General features: G+C 57.6%; 21 protein-coding genes. 16 read left to right on the forward strand and 5 right to left on the reverse strand.

Annotation, left to right across the window (positions count from 1 at the left end; all coding sequences use genetic code 11):
• Positions 1-145: 145 nt before the first annotated feature.
• The 8 genes from hslV to ACXAE6_RS02090 all read left to right on the forward strand — a co-directional run bounded on the left by hslV (position 146) and on the right by ACXAE6_RS02090 (position 6759).
• A complete protein-coding gene (gene hslV / locus ACXAE6_RS02055; RefSeq protein WP_108164233.1) occupies positions 146-664 on the forward strand; it encodes an ATP-dependent protease subunit HslV in 519 nt (172 codons plus the stop codon).
• Positions 665-674: 10 nt separating this feature from the next.
• Positions 675-2021, forward strand: coding sequence for an ATP-dependent protease ATPase subunit HslU (hslU, locus tag ACXAE6_RS02060; protein WP_475143843.1), 1347 nt, complete (start codon positions 675-677; stop codon positions 2019-2021).
• A 1-nt stretch (position 2022) separates the two neighbouring features.
• Entirely contained in the window at positions 2023-2403 is a 381-nt protein-coding gene (locus tag ACXAE6_RS02065; protein WP_475143845.1) for a gamma-butyrobetaine hydroxylase family protein, read from the forward strand.
• A 340-nt stretch (positions 2404-2743) separates the two neighbouring features.
• On the forward strand, positions 2744-3166 hold the full coding sequence (locus ACXAE6_RS02070) for a VOC family protein (protein ID WP_475143847.1): 423 nt from the start codon (positions 2744-2746) through the stop codon (positions 3164-3166).
• 80 nt (positions 3167-3246) lie between these two features.
• Positions 3247-4710, forward strand: coding sequence for a 4-hydroxy-3-polyprenylbenzoate decarboxylase (gene ubiD / locus ACXAE6_RS02075; protein ID WP_475143849.1), 1464 nt, complete (start codon positions 3247-3249; stop codon positions 4708-4710).
• 99 nt (positions 4711-4809) lie between these two features.
• The gene (locus tag ACXAE6_RS02080; protein ID WP_475143851.1) at positions 4810-5223 is read left to right on the forward strand and encodes a hypothetical protein; all 414 of its coding nucleotides are present in this window, start codon (positions 4810-4812) and stop codon (positions 5221-5223) included.
• Positions 5224-5299: 76 nt separating this feature from the next.
• Positions 5300-6013: a ferredoxin reductase domain-containing protein gene (locus tag ACXAE6_RS02085; RefSeq protein ID WP_475143853.1), complete on the forward strand. Its 714-nt coding sequence runs from the start codon at positions 5300-5302 to the stop codon at positions 6011-6013.
• A complete protein-coding gene (locus ACXAE6_RS02090) occupies positions 6013-6759 on the forward strand; it encodes a TrmB family transcriptional regulator (protein WP_475143855.1) in 747 nt (248 codons plus the stop codon). The genes ACXAE6_RS02085 and ACXAE6_RS02090 overlap by 1 nt, the downstream gene beginning before the upstream one ends.
• 412 nt (positions 6760-7171) lie before the next feature.
• On the opposite strand, the gene ACXAE6_RS02095 is transcribed toward ACXAE6_RS02090, so the two are convergent.
• The 3 genes from ACXAE6_RS02095 to betC form a co-directional block, all read right to left on the reverse strand.
• Positions 7172-9004, reverse strand: coding sequence for a methyl-accepting chemotaxis protein (locus ACXAE6_RS02095; protein ID WP_475143857.1), 1833 nt, complete (start codon positions 9002-9004; stop codon positions 7172-7174).
• Positions 9005-9235: 231 nt separating this feature from the next.
• Entirely contained in the window at positions 9236-10180 is a 945-nt protein-coding gene (gene choX, locus ACXAE6_RS02100; RefSeq protein WP_475143859.1) for a choline ABC transporter substrate-binding protein, read from the reverse strand.
• 44 nt (positions 10181-10224) lie between these two features.
• Entirely contained in the window at positions 10225-11748 is a 1524-nt protein-coding gene (betC, locus tag ACXAE6_RS02105; protein ID WP_475143861.1) for a choline-sulfatase, read from the reverse strand.
• Positions 11749-11864: 116 nt separating this feature from the next.
• On the opposite strand from betC, the gene ACXAE6_RS02110 reads away from it, so the two are divergent.
• Together ACXAE6_RS02110 and ACXAE6_RS02115 are read left to right on the forward strand one after the other, a co-directional pair.
• Entirely contained in the window at positions 11865-12791 is a 927-nt protein-coding gene (locus ACXAE6_RS02110) for a choline sulfate utilization transcriptional regulator (protein WP_475143863.1), read from the forward strand.
• 101 nt (positions 12792-12892) lie between these two features.
• Positions 12893-13852, forward strand: a complete 960-nt coding sequence (locus ACXAE6_RS02115) for a GlxA family transcriptional regulator (protein WP_475143865.1) — start codon at positions 12893-12895, stop codon at positions 13850-13852.
• Positions 13853-14174: 322 nt separating this feature from the next.
• Here the strand turns inward: ACXAE6_RS02115 and ACXAE6_RS02120 are convergent, their stop codons facing one another.
• Positions 14175-15161 carry a prenyltransferase gene (locus tag ACXAE6_RS02120; RefSeq protein ID WP_475143867.1) on the reverse strand — a complete coding sequence of 329 codons (987 nt, stop codon included), beginning with the start codon at positions 15159-15161 and terminating at the stop codon, positions 14175-14177.
• An 85-nt stretch (positions 15162-15246) separates the two neighbouring features.
• Positions 15247-16572: a DEAD/DEAH box helicase gene (locus ACXAE6_RS02125; RefSeq protein WP_475143868.1), complete on the reverse strand. Its 1326-nt coding sequence runs from the start codon at positions 16570-16572 to the stop codon at positions 15247-15249.
• 185 nt (positions 16573-16757) lie between these two features.
• On the opposite strand from ACXAE6_RS02125, the gene ACXAE6_RS02130 reads away from it, so the two are divergent.
• From ACXAE6_RS02130 to astB, 6 genes are all read left to right on the forward strand, one after another.
• Positions 16758-18140 (forward strand): serine hydrolase domain-containing protein, encoded by a 1383-nt coding sequence (locus tag ACXAE6_RS02130; protein WP_475143870.1) that lies wholly within the window; start codon positions 16758-16760, stop codon positions 18138-18140.
• A 150-nt stretch (positions 18141-18290) separates the two neighbouring features.
• Positions 18291-19496 (forward strand): aspartate aminotransferase family protein, encoded by a 1206-nt coding sequence (locus ACXAE6_RS02135; RefSeq protein ID WP_475143872.1) that lies wholly within the window; start codon positions 18291-18293, stop codon positions 19494-19496.
• 65 nt (positions 19497-19561) lie between these two features.
• Positions 19562-20575, forward strand: a complete 1014-nt coding sequence (locus tag ACXAE6_RS02140) for an arginine N-succinyltransferase (protein WP_475143874.1) — start codon at positions 19562-19564, stop codon at positions 20573-20575.
• Between the two features lie 11 nt (positions 20576-20586).
• Entirely contained in the window at positions 20587-21636 is a 1050-nt protein-coding gene (astA, locus tag ACXAE6_RS02145; protein ID WP_475143876.1) for an arginine N-succinyltransferase, read from the forward strand.
• Entirely contained in the window at positions 21629-23098 is a 1470-nt protein-coding gene (gene astD, locus ACXAE6_RS02150) for a succinylglutamate-semialdehyde dehydrogenase (protein WP_475143878.1), read from the forward strand. The genes astA and astD overlap by 8 nt, the downstream gene beginning before the upstream one ends.
• Positions 23095-24435, forward strand: a complete 1341-nt coding sequence (gene astB / locus ACXAE6_RS02155; protein ID WP_475143880.1) for an N-succinylarginine dihydrolase — start codon at positions 23095-23097, stop codon at positions 24433-24435. Before astD ends, astB begins: the two co-directional genes overlap by 4 nt.
• Positions 24436-24469 lie beyond the last annotated feature (34 nt).

The raw sequence follows: 24469 nt of genomic DNA on the forward strand, positions 1-24469 counted from the left end.
CCACCACCGAAAGCGGGTCTCTTTAATCGGGTCAAAGGTCACAGCTTGACCCGCTCTCCCTTTGAAATCCTATCCCTGCCCCCACCTAGCTGGCTTGAAGTCAACTCTTGACGTCAACTTTTAAAGTCACCCAAGGTAAGTTCGCATGACTACGATTGTTTCTGTGCGCCGCGATGACGCTGTTGTCGTCGGTGGCGACGGCCAGGTCTCTCTCGGCAACACCGTCATGAAAGGCAATGCGCGCAAAGTTCGCCGCCTTTATAACGACCGCGTCATCGCCGGGTTCGCCGGCAGCACCGCCGACGCCTTCACGCTCTTTGAAAAATTCGAAGGCCACCTGCAACAGCACAGCGGCCACCTGACCCGCTCCGCCGTCGAGCTGGCCAAAGAATGGCGCAGCGATCGCGCGCTGCGGCGGCTCGAAGCCATGCTCATCGTCGCCGACAAAGACGCCACTCTGGTGATCTCCGGTAACGGCGATGTGGTCGAGCCCGAACACGGCATCACCGCCATCGGCTCCGGCGGCAACTTTGCACTGGCCGCAGCCCGCGCTTTGCACGAGAACACTGAGATGGGTGCCGAAGAAATCACCCGCAAGGCGCTCGATATCGCCGCCGATATCTGTGTGTTCACCAACCACAACGCCATCTACGAATCGCTCTGAGGTCTCATTGATGTCGATTATGACTCCCCGTGAAATTGTCCATGAACTGGACAAGTTCATCATCGGCCAGGACAACGCCAAACGCGCTGTCGCCATTGCTTTGCGTAACCGCTGGCGTCGGATGCAACTCGACGAGAGCATGCGCGAGGAAATCACCCCCAAAAACATTCTGATGATCGGCCCGACCGGTGTCGGTAAAACCGAAATCGCCCGTCGCCTGGCGAAGCTCGCCAACGCGCCTTTCATCAAAATTGAAGCGACCAAGTTTACCGAAGTCGGTTACGTCGGCCGTGACGTCGAAAGCATCGTCCGCGACCTGGTCGAAACCGGGATAAAAATGTTCCGCGAACAGGCCATGCAAAGCGCCCGACCGCGCGCGGAAGATGCCGCCGAAGATCGCATTCTCGACATTCTATTGCCGCCGGCACGCGACAGTAATTTCGGTGACGATGGCGTGGAAAAACCCAAGGCCGACAGCAATACCCGGCAGATTTTCCGCAAGAAACTGCGCCAGGGCGAACTGGACGACAAAGAAATCGAGATCGAAGTCGCCCAACAAAGCATGGGCGTGGAAATCATGGCACCGCCGGGCATGGAAGAAATGACCAGCCAGTTGCAGAACATGTTCGCCAACATGGGCGGCCAGAACCGCAACACCAAAAAGCGCACCCTGAAAGTGAAGGACGCGCTCAAGCAACTGATCGAAGAAGAAGCCGCCAAGCTGGTCAATGAAGACGAACTGAAGCAGGAAGCGGTGAAAGCCGTCGAGCAAAGCGGCATCGTCTTCCTCGATGAGATCGACAAGATCGCCAAGAGTGATCAGCGCAGCGGCGGCGAAGTCAGCCGCGAAGGCGTGCAGCGCGATCTGCTGCCGCTGATCGAAGGCAGCACCGTCAGCACCAAGTACGGCATGGTACGCACCGATCACATTCTGTTTATCGGCAGCGGCGCCTTCCACTTCTCCAAACCCAGTGATCTGATCCCGGAACTGCAGGGTCGTCTGCCGATTCGCGTCGAACTCGATGCGCTGACGCCGAACGATTTCAAACGCATTCTGACCGAGCCGGATTACTGCATCACCGAGCAGTACAAAGCCTTGATGAGCGCTGAAGGACTGACCATCGAGTTCGCCGACGACGCCATCGAAGCGCTGGCGCAAACCGCCTATCAGGTCAACGAAAGCACCGAGAACATCGGCGCCCGTCGCCTGCACACCATTATGGAGCGGCTGTTTGAAGACCTCTCCTACCGTGCCAGCGAAATGGGCGGCGACAGCGTCACCATCGATGCCGCTTACGTGGAAAAATTCCTCGGCGAACTGTCGAAGAACGAAGACCTGAGCCGGTTTATTCTGTGATATGAGCCAGACACCCACTGCCCTCAACTATCGCCGCGCCGACACCGTCCTGGAAATCACCTGGCCGGACGGCCTGGTGCACGAGCTGAGCGCCGAGTACCTGAGAGTGCATTCGCGCTCTGCCGAAGTGCGCGGTCATGGTCCAGGGCAGGCAGTGTTGCAGCACGGTAAAAAAGGCGTTGGCATCAACGCCATCGAACCCACCGGCCGTTACGCGGTGCGGCTGGTGTTCGATGACGGCCACGATTCCGGGCTTTACGATTGGGACTATCTGCGCGAACTGGGCGTTCAGTTTGAAGCCTACTGGCAGGCCTATCTGCGCGAGCTGGAAGCTGCCGGCAAAACCCGTGAGCCAATGTTTATTCAGGCGAAGCAGCTTTAGCCCGACCTGTGTCATTGGTCCGGTATGAAGCACTGGACCAGTTTCTCGGGGTCGGCATAAACCCGTCCATGGGGCCTAGGGCTCCACACCTCCATCGGAGGCAAGTCGCGGTTCTAAAAATCAGAATTCAGCGACAATCGTATTGATCAAAGTGTGGTCGAACCATGGCGGAGGGGGTGTCGGCAACATGGATGTTGCCGCCTAGCCTACAAGGACGTATTTACGGCGGCCCCCGGAGTCATGGTTCGACCGCACTTTGATCGAGCACCATCACAACCCTCTCGACTTCATTGCCAACCCGTAACACAGTAGCGCTTAGGCAATAGCGACCAGAATCCCCATGAATCAGGAAATCGTACACTTCGCGTTAGTCGTTGATGATTACGATCGCGCATTGGATTTCTACCTCAATACCCTCGGCTTCGATCTGATCGAAGACAGCTACCAGCCAGAGCAGGACAAACGTTGGGTTACGGTTGCGCCGAAAGGCTCGAAAGGCGTATCGGTATTACTGGCACGGGCGTCTAATGCAGATCAAGAAAGTTATATCGGCAACCAGACCGGCGGCCGTGTCACCTTCTTTTTAAACACCGATGATTTTTGGCGTGATTACCACACCTACCGTGAGCGCGGTGTGGAATTTGTACGTGAGCCCAAAGAAGTCGAATACGGCACCGTCGCGGTTTTCAAAGACCTGTACGGCAACCTTTGGGATCTGCTGCAACTCAAACCAAGCCACCCCGTCATGCAACGTCTGAAATAAGCCTGAACCGGCCAGAGGTTTGGGCTTTGCACCTCAATGCATTAGCATTGTCCGTCATCTTCCCAAGCAGTGACCTTCCGATGAAATACCGCGACCTGCGCGACTTCCTCACCGGCCTTGAGCAACGTGGCGAACTGCTGCGCATTACTGAGCCGGTCGATCCCAAACTGGAAATGACCGATCTGTGCGACCGGGTGTTACGCAAGAACGGCCCTGCATTGCTGTTCGAAAACCCGACTGGTTTCGACATGCCGGTGCTCGGCAATCTGTTCGGAACACCGGAACGCGTGGCCATGGGAATGGGCGCCGAATCGCTGCAGGACCTGCGTGAAATTGGCAAAGTCTTGTCGTACCTGAAAGAACCTGATCCGCCCAAGGGTTTGAAAGACGCCTGGGACAAAGCACCGCTGTTGAAAAAAGTACTGTCGATGGCGCCAAAGACGGTGCGCAAAGCCGCCTGCCAGGAAGAAGTGTTTGAAGGCCCGGATGTCGATCTGGGCAAACTGCCAGTCTGGACCTGCTGGCCCGAAGATGCCGCCCCGCTAGTCACCTGGCCGCTGGTGATTACCCAGGGCCCGCAAGGTGGCCGGGTGAACCTGGGTATTTATCGCCAGCAGGTGATTGGCAAGAACAAACTGATTATGCGTTGGTTGTCGCATCGTGGCGGCGCGCTCGATTTTCAGGCCTGGCAACAAGAAAAACCGGGCGAGCCGTTTCCGATTGCCGTGGCGCTCGGTGCCGACCCTGCGACTATCCTTGGCGCGGTCACGCCGGTACCGGATTCGCTGTCGGAATACGCCTTTGCCGGCCTGCTGCGTGACAGCCGCACCGAACTGGTCAAATGCGGCATTCACGATTTAAAAGTGCCGGCCAGCGCCGAGATCATCCTCGAAGGATTTCTGTACCCGGGTGAAACCGCCGAAGAGGGCCCTTATGGCGATCACACCGGTTACTACAACGAAACCGAAACCTTCCCGGTGTTCACCGTTGAGCGCATGACGCATCGCACTAATCCCATCTACCACTCCACCTACACCGGCCGTCCGCCGGATGAGCCGGCAGTGCTGGGTGTGGCGCTGAACGAAGTCTTCGTGCCGATTTTGCAAAAGCAGTTCCCGGAAATCGTCGACTTCTATCTGCCGCCGGAAGGCTGTTCCTACCGTCTGGCCGTGGTCAGCATGAAGAAGCAATACGCCGGTCACGCCAAGCGGGTAATGATGGGCGTCTGGTCGTTCCTGCGGCAGTTTATGTATACCAAGTACGTGATCGTCGTAGACGACGACGTCGATGCCCGCGACTGGAAAGACGTTATCTGGGCAATGACCACGCGCATGGACCCCAAGCGCGATACGGTGCTGATCGACAACACCCCCATCGATTACCTCGACTTTGCTAGCCCGGTGGCCGGCCTCGGCTCCAAGATGGGCATGGACGCCACCAACAAATGGCCGGGTGAAACCGACCGCGAGTGGGGTCGCCCCATTGCCAAAGACCCGCAGGTGTCCATAAAAGTGGACGAATTGATGCTCAAGCTGGGCCTGTAATAATGCCGGTCCGATCTTGATTTCCCGGCACTCAATATTAAAATCCTGACCGCTTGTTCAAGTAATACGGTTTATCAACAACAGTAGGGAAGCTCATTTATGCAGTGGTTAGAAATTTACGGCTACATCGGTTCAGTTTTAATCGCCATCTCTTTGATGATGGGCGACATCCGCAAACTGCGCTGGATCAACCTGATCGGCGCTGGCACCTTCGCCAGCTACGGCTTAATGATTCAAGCTTGGCCGGTGGCCTTGCTGAACGGCTTTATCGTGCTGATCGACATCGTGCATCTGTGGCATATCTATCGCCGTCCGGCGCCGCTCAGCCAGGTCGATTTCGACGCCAGTGAAGCCTATGTGCAAAACATCCTGGTACTAAGCCTGCCGCAAGCTTCCGCGCTGCAACCCGGCCAGCGCATTCGCGTCAGCTATCGCGGCAGCCAGCCAGTGGCATTGGAATTGCTCGAGCAGCACGCCCCGGGTTTGCAGCACAGCGAATCACTCGCTGCCTGATCTAATCAAGCCCGATTCAGCGCTTCGTTTGGCTGTGTATAATGTCCATTGACATTGTCCAAACGGAGCGTTTTTTGTGTCCGATCCCCAGCTGCACACCGCCACCCTCCACGACCTTAAAGCCTTAACCGGCGACGTCTGGCAGGTGCAACTGAAACCGCTCGACGATTACCCGTTTGAAGCGGGCCAGTACCTGGAATTACGGGTTCCCGGCTTCAACGATCTCTACTACACCATCGCCTCGGCCCCCAAGAACCCCTGCATCGAACTGCATATTCAGGCCGGAACCGATCAGGCCGACGCCCTGATCAACTGGCTGAAACAGGCCGAATCCATCGATTTTACCGCGCCCGGCGGCGAAACCCGGCTGAGCAACCTTCCCACCGAGACCGGACCACTGCTGTTAATTGCCTCCGGCACCGGCTTCAGTCAGGTCAAATCCATTCTCGAAGACCTGCTTGCCCAGCGCGCCAGGCGACCGATCTATCTGTACTGGTCCGGCCACCGGCTGAGCCAGTTGTATATGCTCGAACGCGCAGAAAACTGGGCCGATCAATACGCCAACGTCCATACCTCAGCGCTGATTTTCGAACAGGGCCACTGGGACGATAAACACCAGATGCTGGTACACGCCATCCACGGCGATCACGACAATCTGCAAGCCTGCCAGGCGATCTGCTGCGGCTCTCCGGCCATGGTCTACACCCTGCTCGACGCTTTGACTGAACACGGCTTTCGCCCCGACGCCATGCTCAGCGACGTGTTTCAATTTGCCCCGAGGACAGCCTGATGAATACCGCTGACGTACTGCGTACCTTTGGCCTGGAACCACGTGAGACGCGCATTTATTTAGCGCTGCTGCAGTCGGGCCCGGCATCGATTCGCGACATTGCCGACCGCGCCGGCATCAACCGTGGCACCACCCATGAGTTGCTCAAACGCATGCAACAAAAAGGCGTGGTCAGTTATTTTCCCAAAGGCAAACGTCGCCATTTCAGCGCCGAGCCGCCGAAGCGACTGAAAGAGCTGGCGCTGAATCATCAGCAGCAAGTCAGCGAAGCCATGGAATTGCTGGATGAAAAAGTCATACCGGAACTGAGCCATCTGCGACCGGCAACCGGCAACGCCGATGTGCATTATTACGAAGGTGACGACGGCATCGAACTGGTGCTCAAAGACATCCTTTCCACCGTCAGCGAACAGGAAGACCCGTCTTATTGCATCTACTCAGCCAAGGCGATTCGCAAATACCTCTACCGGCCGTTTCCGAATTACACCCGCCAGCGCGTCAAGCTGGGCATCAATGTGCGGGTGATTGCTATTGGCGAAGGGGGTGAAGAAGCAGCGTTGGCGGATCGCAAGTGGATCGACGAAGCCTCCAGCGAACACGCCGGCAGTTACATCGCCATCTATCCGCCGAAGATAGCGATGATTTCGTTAAGTCACGGCGATTTACCAACCGCCGTGGTGATCAACTCACCGACCATCGCCAACACTCAGCAGACCATTTTTAATACGCTGTGGAACTCGCTCTGATCTGAGCCAGGATGGACCTTGGCCTTTTACCTGGTCGTCAGGTTGTTGGAAGCTGCACCTTCCGTCAGTTGAGTCTTGGGCCCTGACCGGGCTATTTGCCCAGGGCTGTCACAGGCTGCCAGGGAAAAAATCAGTAACCACACCAGTCCACAAAAACCTAACCGCCTTCCTGGCGGTAAGCTGATCAGTCGCATCCGGTTGCTCCTGCCGATGTCCAACACTGGCAGTCATGCTTAAACCGAAACGACCTTGCAGCCGATTCACGCCAAGGATAACCGCCATCCGACCGTTATCCTTACAGACGCTCATTGAATTCTTCGTTTGAAAGACCGTGGTTTTTTGCCCGGATCGATTGAATATAGGCCAATCATTGAGTCAGCCAGTCTTAACCGGGGGGTTCAGGTGGTACAGCCTAGACCGTAAAACGTTCGGTCTGACGACGCAGCCGATCGGATTGTTCGGCAATTTCATGCACACCGGCGACGGTATGCTGTGCCTGGTCGGCGACCTGGGAAATCAAGCTGGCGATGCTGGTGACACTGCCATCAATCGAATCGGTGGCTTCGCTCTGTTCCTGCGTCGCCTGGGAGATGTGTTCGTTGGTGGCGCGGATTTCCGCCACGATGGCGAACACCCCGTCCATCACCTGACTGGCCTCTTCACTGAGCGCACCGGCGGCTTCAGCCGACTCAACCGCATGCCCCATGGCCTCGACCGTGGTGCCAACTTCGGCGGCAAACTGCTCAATCATCGTCTTGATTTCGGCAGAAGAGTTCTCGGTCTTCTGCGCCAGAGTGCGGACTTCCTCGGCGACCACGGCAAAGCCGCGGCCATAGTCGCCAGCCCGCGCCGCTTCGATGGCGGCATTTAGCGCCAGCAGATTGGTCTGTTCGGAAACTTCCTGAATGACATCAATCACCGCCTGAATATCGCTGGCGCGTTCCGCCAGGCGATTGAGATTGGTCGAAGCGGTGCTGATCTCGTTTTGCAGGCGCGCTTCCTGTTCACCACTGGCGCGCGAGCGCTCCGCCCCCAGACGACATTCCTGCTCGGCTTGAGACGCTCGTTCCGCCGCTGCCGAGGTGCTTTCGTTAATGCCACGTACCGTCGCCGACAGCTCGTTAATGGCAGCGGCAACCTGCTCCACTTCTTCGTTCAAGCGATCGAGAATGCGGCCCACTTCTTCATTGGCGCGACTGTTATCGTCAACCCGTTCGGCCACGGCGCCAGCGCCCTGGCGGACGTCGCGGATAATATCGCCGAAGCTTTGCAGCATGGCGTTGACGCTCTGGGCGATCAGGCCCACCTCATCCTGGCGCTTCAGATGAATCCGCTCGGTCAGATCGGCAGTTTCATCAATGTGCTTAATGGAGCGCTGCAACTGCAACACCGGACCACTGACCGAGCGCGACAGCACCCAGCCGACGGCCAGAAACAACACGCCGATAACCGCCAGGGTGATCCAGCCCTGAACGCCGGTGGCATCGGCCTGTTCAACGACGGCCTCAATGTCGGTCACCAGGCTGCTGCCAGCTTTGGCCACACTGGCTGCCGCCTGCTCAACATCCAGCACCGTCGCTTCGAGTTCCTGCAGCGAGCTGGCCACCCGATCATTGGCCGCCACCACTGCTTCATTGGCCATGTCAGCCACTACTTCGGCCATGGTGTTCATGGAAATAAAGGGTGACTGGGTGGTTTGCACAATACGCCGGCCCCCGGCGTCATCGCCGGCCCGGAACGCTGCGATGGCGTCACTGATGCGTTCGTTAAAGCTGTCGAGATCGAGCAGGAAGACGTCCATGGCCTCGCCCAAATCGGCATCCAGATCCGACAGTACGGCCACGGCCTCACGCAGTTGTTGTTCGGCGCGATCGCCTTCACCGATATCGGTCTCGGACTGTGAGGCGGTCGAGGCGAAGCGCCAGAATAAAAATTCGGGATAGAGCTGCAATACCACGCTGGCCTGTTGCTGCAGCGCCAGTGCATTGCGTTGATCTTCCAGGGTTTGTTGTTGCTGGGTGAGTTGCGCTTTCTGCGCCTGCACGACCTCGTTCTGGTGCGCCAGGGTTAGCTGCTGCTGGTCGACGCGTTCGATTTGCTCGCGGTTGCGCTCCACCAGCTGCTGCAAACCAAACAACACCCAGGCGAAGCCAATGGCCAATAGCAACACCATCAATGCAACCAACACCTGGGTACGCACAAACAGCGACCAACGATTGGGATGCAATGATTTGACTGACAACATGGTCGACCTCGTCTGGGGGATACAAAACGCCCAGTTTATCAAAGCCGGACGCCAGCAGGCCTGAAGCGACGGAGAATTAGCCGATCATTCGCTACGTTCAAGTCAATTCAGGTCTATTTCGGTTGTTATCGACCCAAATTTAGCCAACTTGATCATTGCGCTCAAAAAAGCCCCTGCCGCCACAGCGACAGAGGCAATACCCTCGAAGACAAGGGGGAGACTTTTGGACAATTACAGACCGAGGTGGCTGCGCACGGCGGCCAGGCCCGGCTTGCCGTCGACGGTTTCAACACCATCCAGCCAGGTTTCCAGCACTTGCGGGTTGTCAATCAGATAAGCGCGGGCAGCACTTTCGGCATCGGCATCACCGCTGAGCACTTCGCCCATCACGCCGCTTTCCATATCCAGACTGAACTCCAGGTTGGCGAGCAGTTGGCCGACGTTAGCGCATTCATCGCTGAAGCCTTTGCGGGTCAGCGTATAAACCGTAGCGCCGCCGTAGTTGGGGCCAAAGTAGTCGTCACCGCCAGACAGATAAGCCAGATCGAAACGCAGGTTCATCGGATGCGGCTCCCAGGCCAGGAAGACGACAAAGTCTTCGCCACGAACCTGACGACCGACCTGATTGAGCATGGCCTGCTCGCTCGATTCCACCAACTCCCAATCGTTCAGTCCGAAATCGTCGCTGTCGATCATCGCCTGGATGGATTCATTGGCCGGCGCACCCGGTTCGATACCGTAAATATAATGATCGAATTCTTCACCGTATTCGGCCAGGTCGGAAAAGCTTTCCACGCCAGCGTCCTGCACGTATTGCGGTACTGCTAAGGTGAATTTGGCGCCTTCGAGGTTGGCGCGAACCTGATCGAAACCATCGCGGTATTCATCGAAAAAACCCTGCTGGGCCGGCATCCAGTTGCCCAGGAAAACGTCGATTTCGTTACTGCCCAAGGCCTGAAAACCGATCGGCACGGCCAGCAGGCTGACGTCGGTTTCATAGCCGAGACCTTCCAGGACAGTGGTGGTCATGGCGTTGGTGACACCGATATCGGTCCAGCCCGGATCGCTGAAACGCACTGTCTGGCATTGCTCGGCCACCTCTGCCTGAGCCGCCGTCGCGACGGCACCGGCGCAGATGGCCAGGGAGATCAGCCCCGGGCGAAAGTAATGTTTCATGATGCTTCCTCTTGGTTGGGTTGGTCGGTCTGAATAGCCTGACCTCAGTCGGCCAGGCGTGGAAAACGAGCGCGCCTCTCCAGGTCGCCCAGATCCAGGGTATTGCGCATGTATTGAACGCTGGCGTCGGTATGCGGCTGATGGTCCCAGGAGGTGACCTTGCCTTTGCTCAAAGCGCTGGCGACCAGACGCCGGCGGCGCTGACTGTCGAGCACCTCCTGATGGACGGCATCCAGATCCCAGTTGTCGGCGATTTCCTGCCGCAAGGCAGCAAGGCGTTCAGCTTCTGCCGGGTCATCAACCAGGTTGCGGATTTCCTGGGGATCTTCAGCCAGGTTGTAGAGTTGATCGGGGTCGATGGGCGAATGGATAAACTTGTAGTCACCGCGGCGAATCATCAACAGCGGCGCGGCCGTGCCTTCACCCATATACTCACCGATCACTTCGTCATGACCACCGCGACCGCTGAGATGCGGCACCAGGCTGCGACCTTCGAGGTCGGTGGCGTAATCAATGCCACCACCGGCCAGCTCCACCAGAGTGGGCAGCAGATCCATGGTCGAGACGCTTTCTTTTACCCGCCGGGCTGAGAACTGCTTGGGCGCGCAGACGATCAACGGCACCCGCGTCGACCACTCGAAGAAGCTCATCTTGTACCAGAGGCCGCGCTCGCCAAGCATGTCGCCATGATCGCCGCAGAACACGACGATGGTGTTATCGGCCATGCCGGTTTCTTCCAGCGTATCGAGCAGCGTGCCGATCTGGTCATCGACGTAACTGATGGCGCCGTAATAAGCACGGCGGGCGTTGCGGATCTGCTGCTCGCTGATCTCAGTGGTGTCGGCCTGATAGAGGGTGCGCAAGCGTTCGGAATGAGGGTCGCTCGGTGCGTCGGCGTAGCTCAGCGACGGCAGCTTAATATCTTCTTCGCGGTAGCGCTCCCAGTACTCCTTGGGAATGGCGTAAGGATCGTGCGGGTGGGTCATCGACACGGTCAGACAGAAAGGCCTGTCGCCAGCGTCATCACGCGCCCGATCGTAGAGGTAACGCTTGGCGTGAAACACCACCTCGTCGTCAAAATCGAGCTGGTTGGAGCGCACACAAGGCCCGGCCTGAGTGACCGACGACATATCGTGATACCAGGTCGGACGGCTGGCATCGCCATCCCAATTCACCGCCCAGCCGTAATCGGCCGGGTAGATGTCGGTGGTAAAGCGCTGCTCGAAGCCGTGCAGCTGATCCGGGCCGCAAAAATGCATCTTGCCGGACAGCGCGGTCTGATAACCGATTTCGCGCAGATAGTGCGCGAACGTCGGTACATCGGAGCGCAGCTCGGCGGCGTTGTCATAAGCGCCAATTTTCGATGGCAGGCGGCCGGTCATAAACACAAACCGCGACGGCGCACAGAGCGGACTGTTGCAGTAAGCCGAATCGAACACCACGCCACGATCGGCTAACGCCTGGATATTGGGCGTTTGCACCGGGCTGTTGGCATCGTGAATCGACAGGGTCGGCGCGGCCAGTTGGTCGGCCATCAAAATCAGAATATTAGGTTGGCTGGCGGTCATCTCGGGTCACTCAGACTATAAGAAATTCAAATGGACGGTCATCTCTTCGTCATGGTGTTTGGCTAAGCAACCGCTGTAAACTGGCCCTCAACTTATAGAAACCATAAGTTTTACTTATGCACCAAAAAAGCAATCTACCGCCTTTAGCCGCCCTGCAGGCGTTCGAAGCTGCAGCGCGACTGGGTTCCTTCACCGCCGCTGCAAGCGCACTGGAAAGCACTCAGCCCGCCATCAGCCAACACGTGCACCGCCTTGAAGCAGATTTGGGATTGCGTTTATTTGAACGCCAACCGCGCGGCGTGCGCCTGACCCGCTCCGGCCAACAACTCTATGAGGCCGTGGCCGATGGTTTAAGCCGGCTGGCCCAGGGTTATGCCGATGCGCGCCAGCACAGTGGCAGCGCGGTGATCAACCTGGTCACCGATTTCGCCATCGCCACCTACTGGATTTTGCCGCGCCTGCGCCGTTTCCGGGACGCCCATCCGGATGTCGATGTGCGCATCATCACCTCCCAACAACCACTACTGCCGGACCAGGCCGAGGCCGACATCGCCATCCTGTTCGCGCGCGGCTCCACCCTCCAGGCACCGGCACGTCAGCTGTTCAGTGAGGCGGTCACGCCCGTCGTCAGTCCGCTGCTGCTTGATCGTCTGCAATTACCAGCCCGGTTGGAATCACTGACCGAATTGCCGTTATTGCAACTGGAAGCCGACTATCACAGCGGCTGGTTTGACTGGCCGGCGTTATTTCCCAGGCTGGGACTGGGTCGGGTACCGCGCGAAGCCGAGCTGATCTTTAACAACTACACTCTGCTGCTGCAGGCGGCGCTGGCCGGTCAGGGTGTGGCCATCGGCTGGTCACCCTTTATTGAGCCCATGTTAGCCAGCGGTGGACTGGTCGCCTTAACGGATCACCTGCTCGGCGGCGATGATGACCTGGGTTATTACCTGGCGTTTTCGAGCCACCAGCGATTGGCACCGCAAGTGCTGACACTGGCCGATTGGCTGCAGGCAGAAAGCCGGTCCAAACGAGGCCCGTCTTAGTCGCCATGGACTGAGTCGCCTTGGTCTGAGCGCCCGAGCCCAGTATCATCGCTGAGCGATCTGCGCCTACCGACCTTATTCAGACAGGAGTTCACCCCAAGGTGACCGAGCGAATCGGCTTTATTTTGCTGCCCGGCTACTCATCCATGGCATACGTCTCGGCCATGGAACCGCTGTTGGTGTGTAACGACCTGACCGGTGAAGACCGTTTCAGTGCCTTTACCGTGGCCCTATCGGGCAACAAGACCCACTCCAGTCTGGGCAACCGCATGGACACTGCCTATTCGCTGGAAGACGCCCCCGAGGCCGATGTCTGGATTGTCGCTGGCACCTCGCCGGCACGGCATCCGGCGACGCCCGGGCTGGACGATTTTCTGCGCGCCCGGCCTGCGCATTGCGCGCTCGGCGGACTGGCATCGGGCAGTTATGTGTTGGGCAAAGCAGGTTTATTGAATGGCTATCGCGCCGTGGTGCACTGGCTGGGGTATGACGAACTGCTGAAGCAGCATCGCTCTATCATGCTGGCATCGGAGCAGTTCTGCATCGATCGCAACCGCCTCACCTGCCGCGGCGGCAGCGCCAGTCTGGATATGATGCTGATGTGGATAGCGCGCAGTCTGGGCGCCGACACCGCCGAAGCGGTATCGCGGCATTTCGTCAATGAACGTTTAGGCGTTCCGTCCGACAGCCTGCCGCAACAACTGAGCGAGCGCACCCGCGCTGAACAGCCCAAGCTCGCCGAAGCGCTGGAACTGATGGAAGCCAACATCGAAGAACCGCTGAGTACCGACGATGTCTCTTACCACGTCGGCATCAGCCGGCGACAGCTGGAACGCTTGTTCAAAAAATATCTCAACGCCGTACCCAGCCGCTATTACTTACAGATCCGTCTGGAAAAGGCGCGCACCCGTCTGCTTTCCCACAACGACAGCATAGCCGATATCGGCTTAAGCTGCGGCTTCAGTTCCGGCGCGCATTTTTCCACCGCCTACCGCAATCAATATGGCCTGACGCCCTCGGAAGATCGCAGCCTGCATCAGCAGATGGCGGTGGATAAATGAAACCGTCAAATTAAGACGAAACGAATGGCATAGCTTTAATGACAAAGGCAAGAATTAAGCTAGACAAAACTGTAATTGAAAAAAATGCACGCCTTTCGTGATGCAAAAACAGATAGGCGGTGAGTGCTGTCAAAATGGCGCCAATAAACACCAGAGCAATGACAACTAGAATTTTCGCAAACATGGCAGTCCAATATTCTTAGGTATCTAGTCCCTCTATAGTCAGATATTCAAAAACAGTAAGTCTTTTTGCCTAGGCAAAAAAAACCATCGTCAGCTCATCCGTCGAACGGAGATGACGATGGTTAGTGGACGGGATGGGCTAGGGCAACACCACACTGAGCACCACGCCTAAAAACATCAGCAGGCTAAAGCGCTTGTTATACAAAAACGCCACATGCACCAGATACAAGGGCCAGGCTTGTTCGGGCCAGTCTTCGGGGCAACGGTCTGGGCGCGGCTGGCGATAACGGCGCCAGGCTTCAAACAACTTGGGCAGCGCCAGCCCGATAATCAGATAAGCCCAGTGCAAAGCGCCGAGCAAAACGCCCACCGTCACGCCGACATACTGAACCAGCCACAATCCCAGAACGCTGGCGCGACTGATGCTCTCGCCCAACTGCACCGGCAACGTACGCACACCCTTGGCGGTGTCTTCTTTTAACTTGTCGATGTGTTTGCCGAACACCACCGTAGTCGGGCCAATTCCGTACAGACACGAGACCCAGATCGCGGTACTGCTGTAGTCACCCGACACCACCAGCGACGACGCCAGCACCATCAGCGGTCCCCAGACGATCCACACCGCCGGTTCGCCCAGGCCGATGTATTTCAGCGGCCAGGTGTAGAACAACACAAAGAAAGCGCCGGCCAGCATCCAGTAGAGCGTTTGCAATTCGCTGCGCGCAATCAGTACCGCGCCCACCATCATCGCCAGGCCGCCGGTCAGCGCGATGTAGCCAAACAACTGGCGTTCGCTGAGCAGACCACTTTCCAGCGGTTGCGGGCCATATTGGGTGCGAAAGTAGTTGTTTTTATCGACGCCTTTTTTGAAATCGGTCCAGTCGTTAACCAGATTATTGGTGGCGTGCGCCAGCACTAAACCGAGGCAAACCAGAACAGCGTTCAGCGCATCGAAGTGCGCATTGGGAATGGCGAGAAGTATGCCGATCAGGGCAGAGAACAGCGTCATCACAAAAACCGCCGCCCGGGTGGCAACAAACCAGCGCTTGAGCAGACCCATGGCCTGCCAATCGCCGGTTTCCAGGCGCGGTATTTTGGTCAGTACTTCGTGCCAGCTGGGAATCATCGCAAGCTCCGTCAGTTCAGTGTTAAACCGTCAATCACTGTACCAAAGTTACCCGACAACACAGCCGGCCCAAAGTCACTACGACTCAGTCGGCTGCGGGTTTGCGCCGTTTCATCGGCGCCGAACCATCGCGTTCCGCCGGGGTTGAACGTGGCCGCTTGGGTGCTGGTTTTTTGTTTTTCGCCTTGGCTTTGGCCTTGGCTTTGGCATCGGCGTTCTTCTTCGGCTTTTTCTTGCCGTAAGCTTTGCCCGAGGCTCGCACCTTGGCCGGCCCCTGATAGGAGCTTTTCAAACCGGGCAGTTCAATGCGTTCAAAAGTCTGGCCGGTGTAACGCTGAATGCTGGCCAGCAGATTCCAGTCGTTGGAGGCAATCAGACTGATCGCTTTACCGGCCTCACCGGCACGACCGGTGCGACCGACGCGATGCACATACTCATCGCCCTTACGCGCCAGGTCGAAATTGATCACCATAGAGACATGAGGCAGGTCGAGACCGCGGGCCGCTACATCGGTGGTCACCAGGGTTTTGAATTTACCACTGCGCAAACCGCTGACCACGGCATTGCGTTCATCCTGAGACAGGTTGCCGTGCAGCAAGCCACAGCGCCGATCGCCATTGCGCAACCGCGCCTGCAACCGTTCGGCCTTGGCGATGGTGTTGGTGAAAATAATCACCGGCTCTTTGCCGGCGGACGCCAACAGCGCCAGTATTTGTTTTTCCTTAAAAGCATCGTCATCGGTGAGCAGATATTGCTGAGCGATGTTTTCCGGCACCGCCCGCGCTTCGTGCAGCGCGATGGTTTGCGGCTCGTGCAGTAATTGTTTGGCGAGGCCAGTGACGCCCCGGTGATCGAGGGTGGCAGACAACAATAACGTCTGCCGCTGCGCCGGGCAGCGTTCGATGATACTCAGCACATCCTCACGAAACCCCATATCGAGCATGCGGTCGGCTTCGTCGAGCACCAGACATTCAATATCACTTAAATCGACCGAACCCTGCTTCAGGTGCTCCAGCAAACGACCCGGCGTCGCGATCAAAATATCCGGCACTTTGCGCAGCGCTGCGTTCTGCTCTTTAAAGGTCGCACCACCGGTCAGGCTGAAACTGCCCACACCAATACCTGATCCCAGTTGGCGGCAGACCTGATGAATCTGCCGCGCCAGTTCGCGGGTCGGCACCAACACCAAAGCACGAATACCGGTGCTCGGCGGCGCCGGCTGGTTATAGCGCAACAACAGCGGCAGCGCGAAGGCGACTGTTTTACCACTGCCGGTCTGGGCGCTGACCAATAAATCCTTACCCTCGATCACCGCCGGAATAACGGCTTGTTGTACGTCGGTCGGTTCAGTGATGCCTTGCTTGGTCAGGGCGGTGGCAAGGGGCGGTGGCAATTGAAGACGGTCGAACACGGCGCGGATTACCTGCAAAAAGCGAATTGGAAGTCGTGGTTTATCGGGCGCGACTATAGCAGAGGCGACCCGCCTTGAATGCTTTTAGCGCGCCTTAACAGGACAATCGGCCTATTAAACCCCGTCCCAGCCATCGACCATACTGCCGAACGGGGATCAGAATTTAACCACTAAGGATCGTTGCCATGACTTCACTAAAGGGCATTTACTCATTGGCAGCGGCCAGCGCTTTGCTCGCCGCTTGTCAAAGCACGCCACCCTCGACGCCAGCACAGCTCGATCAAACCGCCACCGAACTGATGCAACGCTACACCGTACCGGGCCTGGCACTGGCACGCATCGAAGACGGCCAGCTCAGCTGGACACGCAGCTACGGCCAGGCCGGTGCCGACCAGCCGTTAACCGACGACACTCTGTTTAATGTCGCCTCACTGACCAAGCCGCTGTTCAGCGTCGGCTATTTGCATCTGGTCGATGATGGCCGGACTGACCTGGATGAGCCGCTGGCCGACCACTGGGTGGATCCTGACGTCGCCGACGATCCGCGTCTGCCGCAACTGACCGCGCGCCTGGCACTGAGTCACCAAAGTGGCTTCCCCAACTGGCGCGGAGACAATGATCTCTACTTTATGTTCGCACCGGGTCAGCGCCATGAATATTCCGGCGAGGGTTTTGAATACCTGCGCCGCGCGGTGGAGCGCCAAGTTAGGGCACCCATGCCGGTCTGGCTGCAACGCCAGGTACTGGAACCGGCGCAGATGACCGATACCTATTTTGGCTGGCACGACGAACTCAGCGGTCGTCTTAGCGCCGGTTACGATGAAAGCGGTGAACCGGTCGATCTGGGCCCGACCGAGCGCCAGCCCAACGTCGCCGCCAACACCTTCACCACCATCGGCGACTACGGCCGCTTTGCCGCCTGGGTCGCCAAAGGTGCCGACCTGGACCCGGCCCTGTTTGCGCAAATGACCACACCGCAAGCCGCGCACCCCAACCCCATTGAATTCTGGGGGCTGGGCTGGCGAGTGGTGCAACTGCATAATCACCGGGTGATCGAACATGACGGCCGTGAACCCGGTATCCGCACCCAGGTGTTTATCGATCCGAGCAGCGGCGACGGCCTGGTGATGCTGAGCAACAGTTCCAACGGCGAATTGATCGTCCGTGATCTGCTCAAAGCCACCTGGCCCAATGCCGCAGCGTTACTGAGGCAACGCGACCAGGACACCTGGATTTATCTCACCAGTCTGCCGGCACCGGCCCTGCCTGGCCTGCTGGGTTTTATCGCCCAGTCGCCGTCGTTCAGCATGAAGCTGGCGTACGCTGCCAAGGCCGGATTAATCGACAACGCCGGTTTAAGCGCCACGGAACTGGCTCAAGCCGACGCCCGTCTCGCCGCCCTGATCGAACATCAGTTTGACGGCCAGGTAACGCCCGACGCCATGCGCGACCTCTTTATGCAATTGGGTGACCCCACCGACCAGGGCTTTGCCTTTGCCGACAGTCTGAGCGCCGCTCAGGCCCGCGCCTGGCTGGATGCCGCCGAAGCACTCGCCAACGCCCGCTAGCCAGGCCGCGATGCCCTAGCGATATAACCGCATGTCGCACCGACGTAACCGCTGGGCATCGCTTATCCTTAGAATGTTTCATCCAAACTGGGTGGCCCGCTGCAAAGCAAAGGGCCACCGCTGTCTCCCACACTACTACTGGAAGTCGATATGAGCGCCATTACCCGAGAACAGTTCGATCAAGTCATGGTCCCCAACTACGCGCCGGGAAAAATCATTCCGGTCCGTGGCCAAGGTTCACGAATCTGGGATCAGGACGGCCGCGAATACATCGACTTCGCCGGCGGCATTGCCGTCAGCGCGCTCGGTCACGCCCATCCCAAACTGGTCGCGGCCTTGACCGAACAAGGCCAAAAGCTGTGGCACCTAGCCAATGTGATGACCAACGAACCGGCCATCGAACTGGCGCAGAAACTGACCGACCTGACCTTTGCCGACAAAGTCTACTTCTGCAACTCCGGCGCCGAAGCCAACGAAGCGGCGCTGAAGCTGGCGCGTCGCCATGCTTACCTGAACGTCGGCCCGGAAAAACACGAAATCATCTCCACGCTGCAGTCGTTCCACGGCCGCACGCTGTTCACCGTCTCCGTCGGTGGCCAGGCCAAATACAAAGAAGGCTTTGAGCCCACGCCGGGCGGCATCAGCCATGTGCCTTATAACGATCTCGACGCCATGGCCGCGGCCATTTCCGACAAAACCGCAGCTATTATTGTTGAGCCGATTCAGGGCGAAGGCGGTATCACCCCGGCCGTAGAAGGTTATCTGCAAGGCTTGCGTGAACTTTGTGACAAACATGGCGCCTTGCTGATTTTCGATGAAATTCAGTCCGGCGTTGGCCGCACCGGCTCGCTCTATGCATACCAGCGTTACGGCGTAACGCCCGACATTCTGACCACCGCCAAAGCCCTCGGTGGCGGCTTCCCGATCGGCGCCATGCTGACCACCGATGCCGTGGCACCAAGCCTCGGTTTCGGTACCCACGGCTCCACTTACGGCGGCAATCCGCTGGCCTGTGCGGTGTCTTTGGCGGTGCTCGATGTGCTGACCAACGATGGCGTACTCGATGGCGTCGCCGCCAAATCGCAGCGTTATTTCGACGGCCTGGCGCGCATCAATGAACAGTACAAAGTGTTCAAAGACATTCGCGGCATGGGCCTGCTGATCGGCTGTGAGCTGACCGACGATCGCGCCGGCCAGGCCAAAGATCTGCTCGCTCTGGCGCTGGAAGAAGGCCTGCTGTGTCTGGTTGCCGGCCCCAACGTACTGCGTCTGGCTCCAGCGCTGAACGTACCCGATGCCGACATCGATGAAGGCCTGGCTCGCTTGGAAAAAGCCGTCGCCCGCTTTGTAGGCTAAGTTCACTTTCTGGTTAGTTTGGGCCGCTTCGGCGGCCCCTTTGCGCAAGAGCAAGAGGAACCATCATGCTCGTCGTCCGACCGAGTCAATTCGCCGATCTACCCAGCATCGAGCGTTTGCTGCACGCTACCGACGCCCGCGTCACTACCTTGCCCAAGGAACGCGACAAGCTGTCGGAAAAAATCACTGCGTCCGAAGACGCCTTTGCCTCCGGTCTCGATCAGGATGGCCCGGCAGCCTTTCTGTTTGTGCTCGAAGACAGCGACCAACAGCAACTGCTGGGCACCTCCGGACTCGATACCGAAGCCGGCGGCGGCTATCCGTTTTTTAACTACCGTCTTGATGAAGTGGTACACGCCTCGCACAACCTCAATGTGAGTGCCAAAGTACCGATTTTGTTTTTGTCACATGAACTGACGGGCAAAACCTTGCTGCGTTCGTTTGCCATCGAACCGAAGCTGAAAAAAACCGACGCCTTCGAATTACTGTCGCGCGCCCGCCTGTTGTTTATCGCCTGTCTGCCGGAGCGGTTTCAGCGTCAGGTGATTGTCGAGATACAGGGTATTTTCGATGACAAAGGCGACTGTCCGTTCTGGGATGGTGTCGGTCGCCACTTCTTCGGCATCGACTTTAATACCGCCGATTATTATTGCTCGGTTAAAAGTAAAACTTTTATGTCCGAGCTGATTCCGCAGCACCCGGTTTACGTACCGCTGCTGCCGGAACGCGCGCGTAACACCATCGGTCAGAACCAGGAAGCCGCCAACCGTGCCTGCAGCCTGTTCTATCGTGAAGGCTTTGCGAAAACGCCCTTTATCGACCCGTTCGATGGCGGCCCGGTGTTGTCTGGCGAAGTGCGGGATCTGCATACCATTAAGCAGGTACGCTTCAAAAAAGCGCGGCCCAGCGATGTGGTCGGCGGTTTGAAATACCTGATCTGCAACCGCTCGCTGAAAGACTTCCGTTGCACCATCGGCACCCTGGTCGATGGCATCGGGGAAACCATTCGTCTGCCCTTGGATGTCGCCGAAGCACTGGGCGTCTCCGAAGGCGACCCCATCGCCTACGCGCCGCTGTAAGGGAGGCTGCTATGTATATTCGCCCCGTCACACCGGCCGATATCGATTATCTGTATTTGATGGCCAAAAACTCCGGCGTCGGTGTCACCACCCTGCCTGACAACCGCCAGAAAATGCAGGCCAAACTCGACAAAGCCGTCGCTTCATTCAAGCGCGATCTGGAAGAAAAAGATCGGCTCTATCTGTTTGCCATGATCGACCCTGAAAAGGATGAGATTGCTGGTATCTGTGCGCTCGAAGCCAGCATCGGGCACGACGACATCTGGTACAACTACCACGTTGGCAAAACCGTTCATATGTCGAAAGACATCGGCGTGCATAAAATTACCCGCACGCTTTATTTAAGCAACGATCTGACCGGCAGCTCGGAAATCTGCACGCTGTTTTTGATGCCGGATTATCGTAAGAACCAGAACGGTCAGTTGCTCAGTAAATCGCGCTATCTGTTCCTCGCCGAGCATCCACAATTATTCGGTCGCGACATCATCGCCGAGATGCGTGGTTACTCCGACGAAGAAGGTCGTTCGCCGTTTTGGGAAAGCCTGGGCCGACACTTTTTCCAGATGGAGTTTTCCGACGCCGACTACTTAACCGGCCTCGGTGACAAAGCCTTTATTGCCGAGCTGATGCCCAAGTTTCCGATCTATGTACCGATGCTCTCTGCCGATGCGCAGGAGGCTTTCGGTCGGGTACACCCGGACACCGAACCGGCGCTGGCGATGCTGCAGGCCGAGGGTTTCGACTTCAACGGCTACATCGATATTTTCGATGGTGGTCCGACCGTCTCAGCCAAGATCAAAGAAGTCCGGGCGGTACGTGACAGCGAGTTGTACAGCGTCAAAATTGACGATCAGGCACCGCAACCGGACCTGACCCGTAAAGCCGGTTTAACGCTGGTATCCAACCGCGGCTTCGACAACTTCCGGGTGCGCCTGATCGCCACCAGCGCCATCAACGAATCCACCCTTCACTTAAGCGCCGCCCAGGCCGAAACACTGCAAGTCGCCGAGGGCGACTCTGTCCGGGCTGTGTCGCTGCGACCGGAGACGACTCATGTCTGAATCCAGCCTCTTTATTAACGGCACCTGGCAAGACGGCCAGGGCGAACTGCTCGAATCCATCGACCCGATCAGCCAGGCGGTCGTTTGGTCGGGTAATACCGCCAACGCCGACGATGTTGACCGCGCCATCGACAGCGCTCGCTCAGCCTTTCGCGCCTGGCGCAAAACGCCACTCGAGGTACGTCTGGCCATATGCGAGCGTTTTGCGCAATTGCTGGAAACCCACAAAGAAGCCCTGGCCCATTCCATTGCCAGCGAAACCGGCAAACCCTTGTGGGAAGCGCGCACCGAAGTCGGCGCCATGATCGGCAAGGTCGCTATTTCCGCCAAAGCCTATGACGAACGCACCGGCGAAAAACACTCGGAAATTCCCGGCGGCGAAGCGGTCTTACGGCATCGTCCGCACGGTGTGGTGGCGGTCTTTGGTCCCTACAATTTCCCCGGCCATCTGCCCAATGGCCATATCGTTCCGGCCTTGATCGCTGGCAACACCGTCGTATTCAAGCCCAGCGAACTGACACCGAAAACCGGCGAAGAAACCCTGAAACTGTGGCAAGCCGCTGGTCTGCCGGATGGCGTTATCAATTTGGTTCAGGGCGCCAAAGAAACCGGTATTGCACTGGCCGGTCATCCAGGTATCGACGGTCTGTTTTTCACCGGCTCGTCCAACACCGGCGAGCTGTTGCATCAGCAATACGGTGGTCAGCCCGGTAAGATTCTGGCGTTGGAAATGGGCGGCAATAATCCGTTAATCGTCGACGACAACATCGACGTTGACGGCGCGCTGCATCATGTGCTGTTCAGTGCCTTTATTTCTGCAGGCCAGCGCTGCACCTGTGCGCGTCGTCTGTTCATTCCACGTGGTGACACGGGCGATGCGTTTTTAGAGAAACTCATAGCGGCCACCCGTAAGCTCACCGTCGGTCACTGGGACGCTGAAGAACAACCCTTTATGGGCTCAGTGGTGTCTTTGGCGGCGGCAGAAAATCTGCTCACCGCTCAGCGCAATCTGGTCGATCTGGGCGGCAAAATTCTGCTGGAAATGAAATCAGCCGAAGCCGGCACTGCCTTGCTGACACCCGGCATTATCGATCTGACTGACGCCCGCGATGTGCCCGATACCGAATATTTCGGCCCACTGCTCAGCGTCTATCGTTACGATCATTTCGAAGATGCGTTGATGGGCGCCAACAACACTCGTTATGGTCTGTCGGCCGGCTTGCTGTCGAACAGCAAAGCCAAGTACGACTGGTTCCTCGAAGAAATCCGCGCTGGCATCGTTAACTGGAACAAACCCATTACCGGCGCCGCCAGCACTGCCCCTTTTGGTGGTATTGGCGCCAGCGGTAACCATCGTGCTTCGGCTTATTACGCCGCCGATTATTGCTCTTATCCGGTCGCGTCGATGGAAAGTGAAACGCTCGAAAAACCCGTTCAGACATCGCCGGGTATGAACCTATGACCGCCTTTGAAATGAACCTCGATGGCCTGGTCGGGCCGACGCACAACTATGCCGGTTTGTCGTACGGCAATATTGCTTCGCTGTCGAATGAGCAGTCGGCATCAAACCCCAAAGAGGCCGCCAAACAAGGTTTGCGCAAAATGCAAGCGCTGGCCGACCGGGGTTTGCGCCAAGGCATTCTATTGCCACACGAACGACCGGCGATCTGGGCGCTGCGTAACCTGGGTTTCAGCGGCAGCGATGCGCAAGTATTGGAGAAAGTCGCACGACAGAATCCGGAAATTCTCAGCGCCGTCAGTTCGGCTTCGTGCATGTGGACAGCCAATGCCGCCACGGTTTCTCCCAGCGCCGATACTCTGGATGGCAGGGTGCATTTCACCGCCGCCAATCTGAACGCCAAATTCCATCGCTCGATTGAACACCCGACAACAACACGGATGTTGCAGTCGATCTTCGCTGATGAACAGCATTTTGCGCACCACGACGCCCTGGCTCCGGTGAGTTTTTTCGGCGATGAAGGCGCGGCTAATCACACCCGTTTCTGCGGCGATTACGATGCCCCGGGCGTTGAACTTTTTGTTTATGGCCAGGCCGCCTTCAATAATGCCGCACCGAAACCCAATAAGTTCCCAGCGCGGCAATCACTTGAAGCCAGCCAGGCCATTGCCCGTCTGCATGGTTTGAGTGATCGCCATGCCGTCTTTGCCCAGCAAAAACCCGAGACCATCGATGCCGGCGTCTTTCATAACGACGTCATCGCCGTTGGCAACCGCAATGTGCTGTTTTATCACGACCAGGCGTTCGCCAAGACGCAGGCGGTGCTGGAGGAAATACAGAATAAACTGGGTGATGTCGAACTGATCGCCATCTGCGTTTCCAGTGCCGAGGTGTCATTGGATGATGCGGTGCGCTCCTACCTGTTCAACAGCCAGTTGTTGAGCATGGATGATGAAACCATGACCCTGGTCGTACCGGGAGAGTGCCGCGAAATTGCAGCGGTTTCCGACTACCTGGATCGCCTGGTGGCAGACGCTCATAACCCCATCGATGCGGTGGAAGTATTCGACCTGAAACAGTCGATGCAAAACGGCGGCGGCCCGGCCTGTCTGCGCTTGCGCGTGGCCTTAAACGAAACCGAATATCAGGCCATGAACAGCGGTGTGATTCTTACCAACCGGCTGTTTAACGACCTGAACGCCTGGGTCGATCGACACTATCGGGATCGTCTGACGCAGGCCGATCTGGCCGACCCACAATTGCTGCTCGAAAGCCGGACCGCCTTGGATGAATTGACTCAAATCACCGGACTCGGATCACTCTATCCTTTCCAGCGTTAAGGCTTGGCCGAGGCTTATATCAGGTCGATTTCCA

Source organism: Saccharospirillum sp. ABV4_185 (assembly GCF_056159245.1).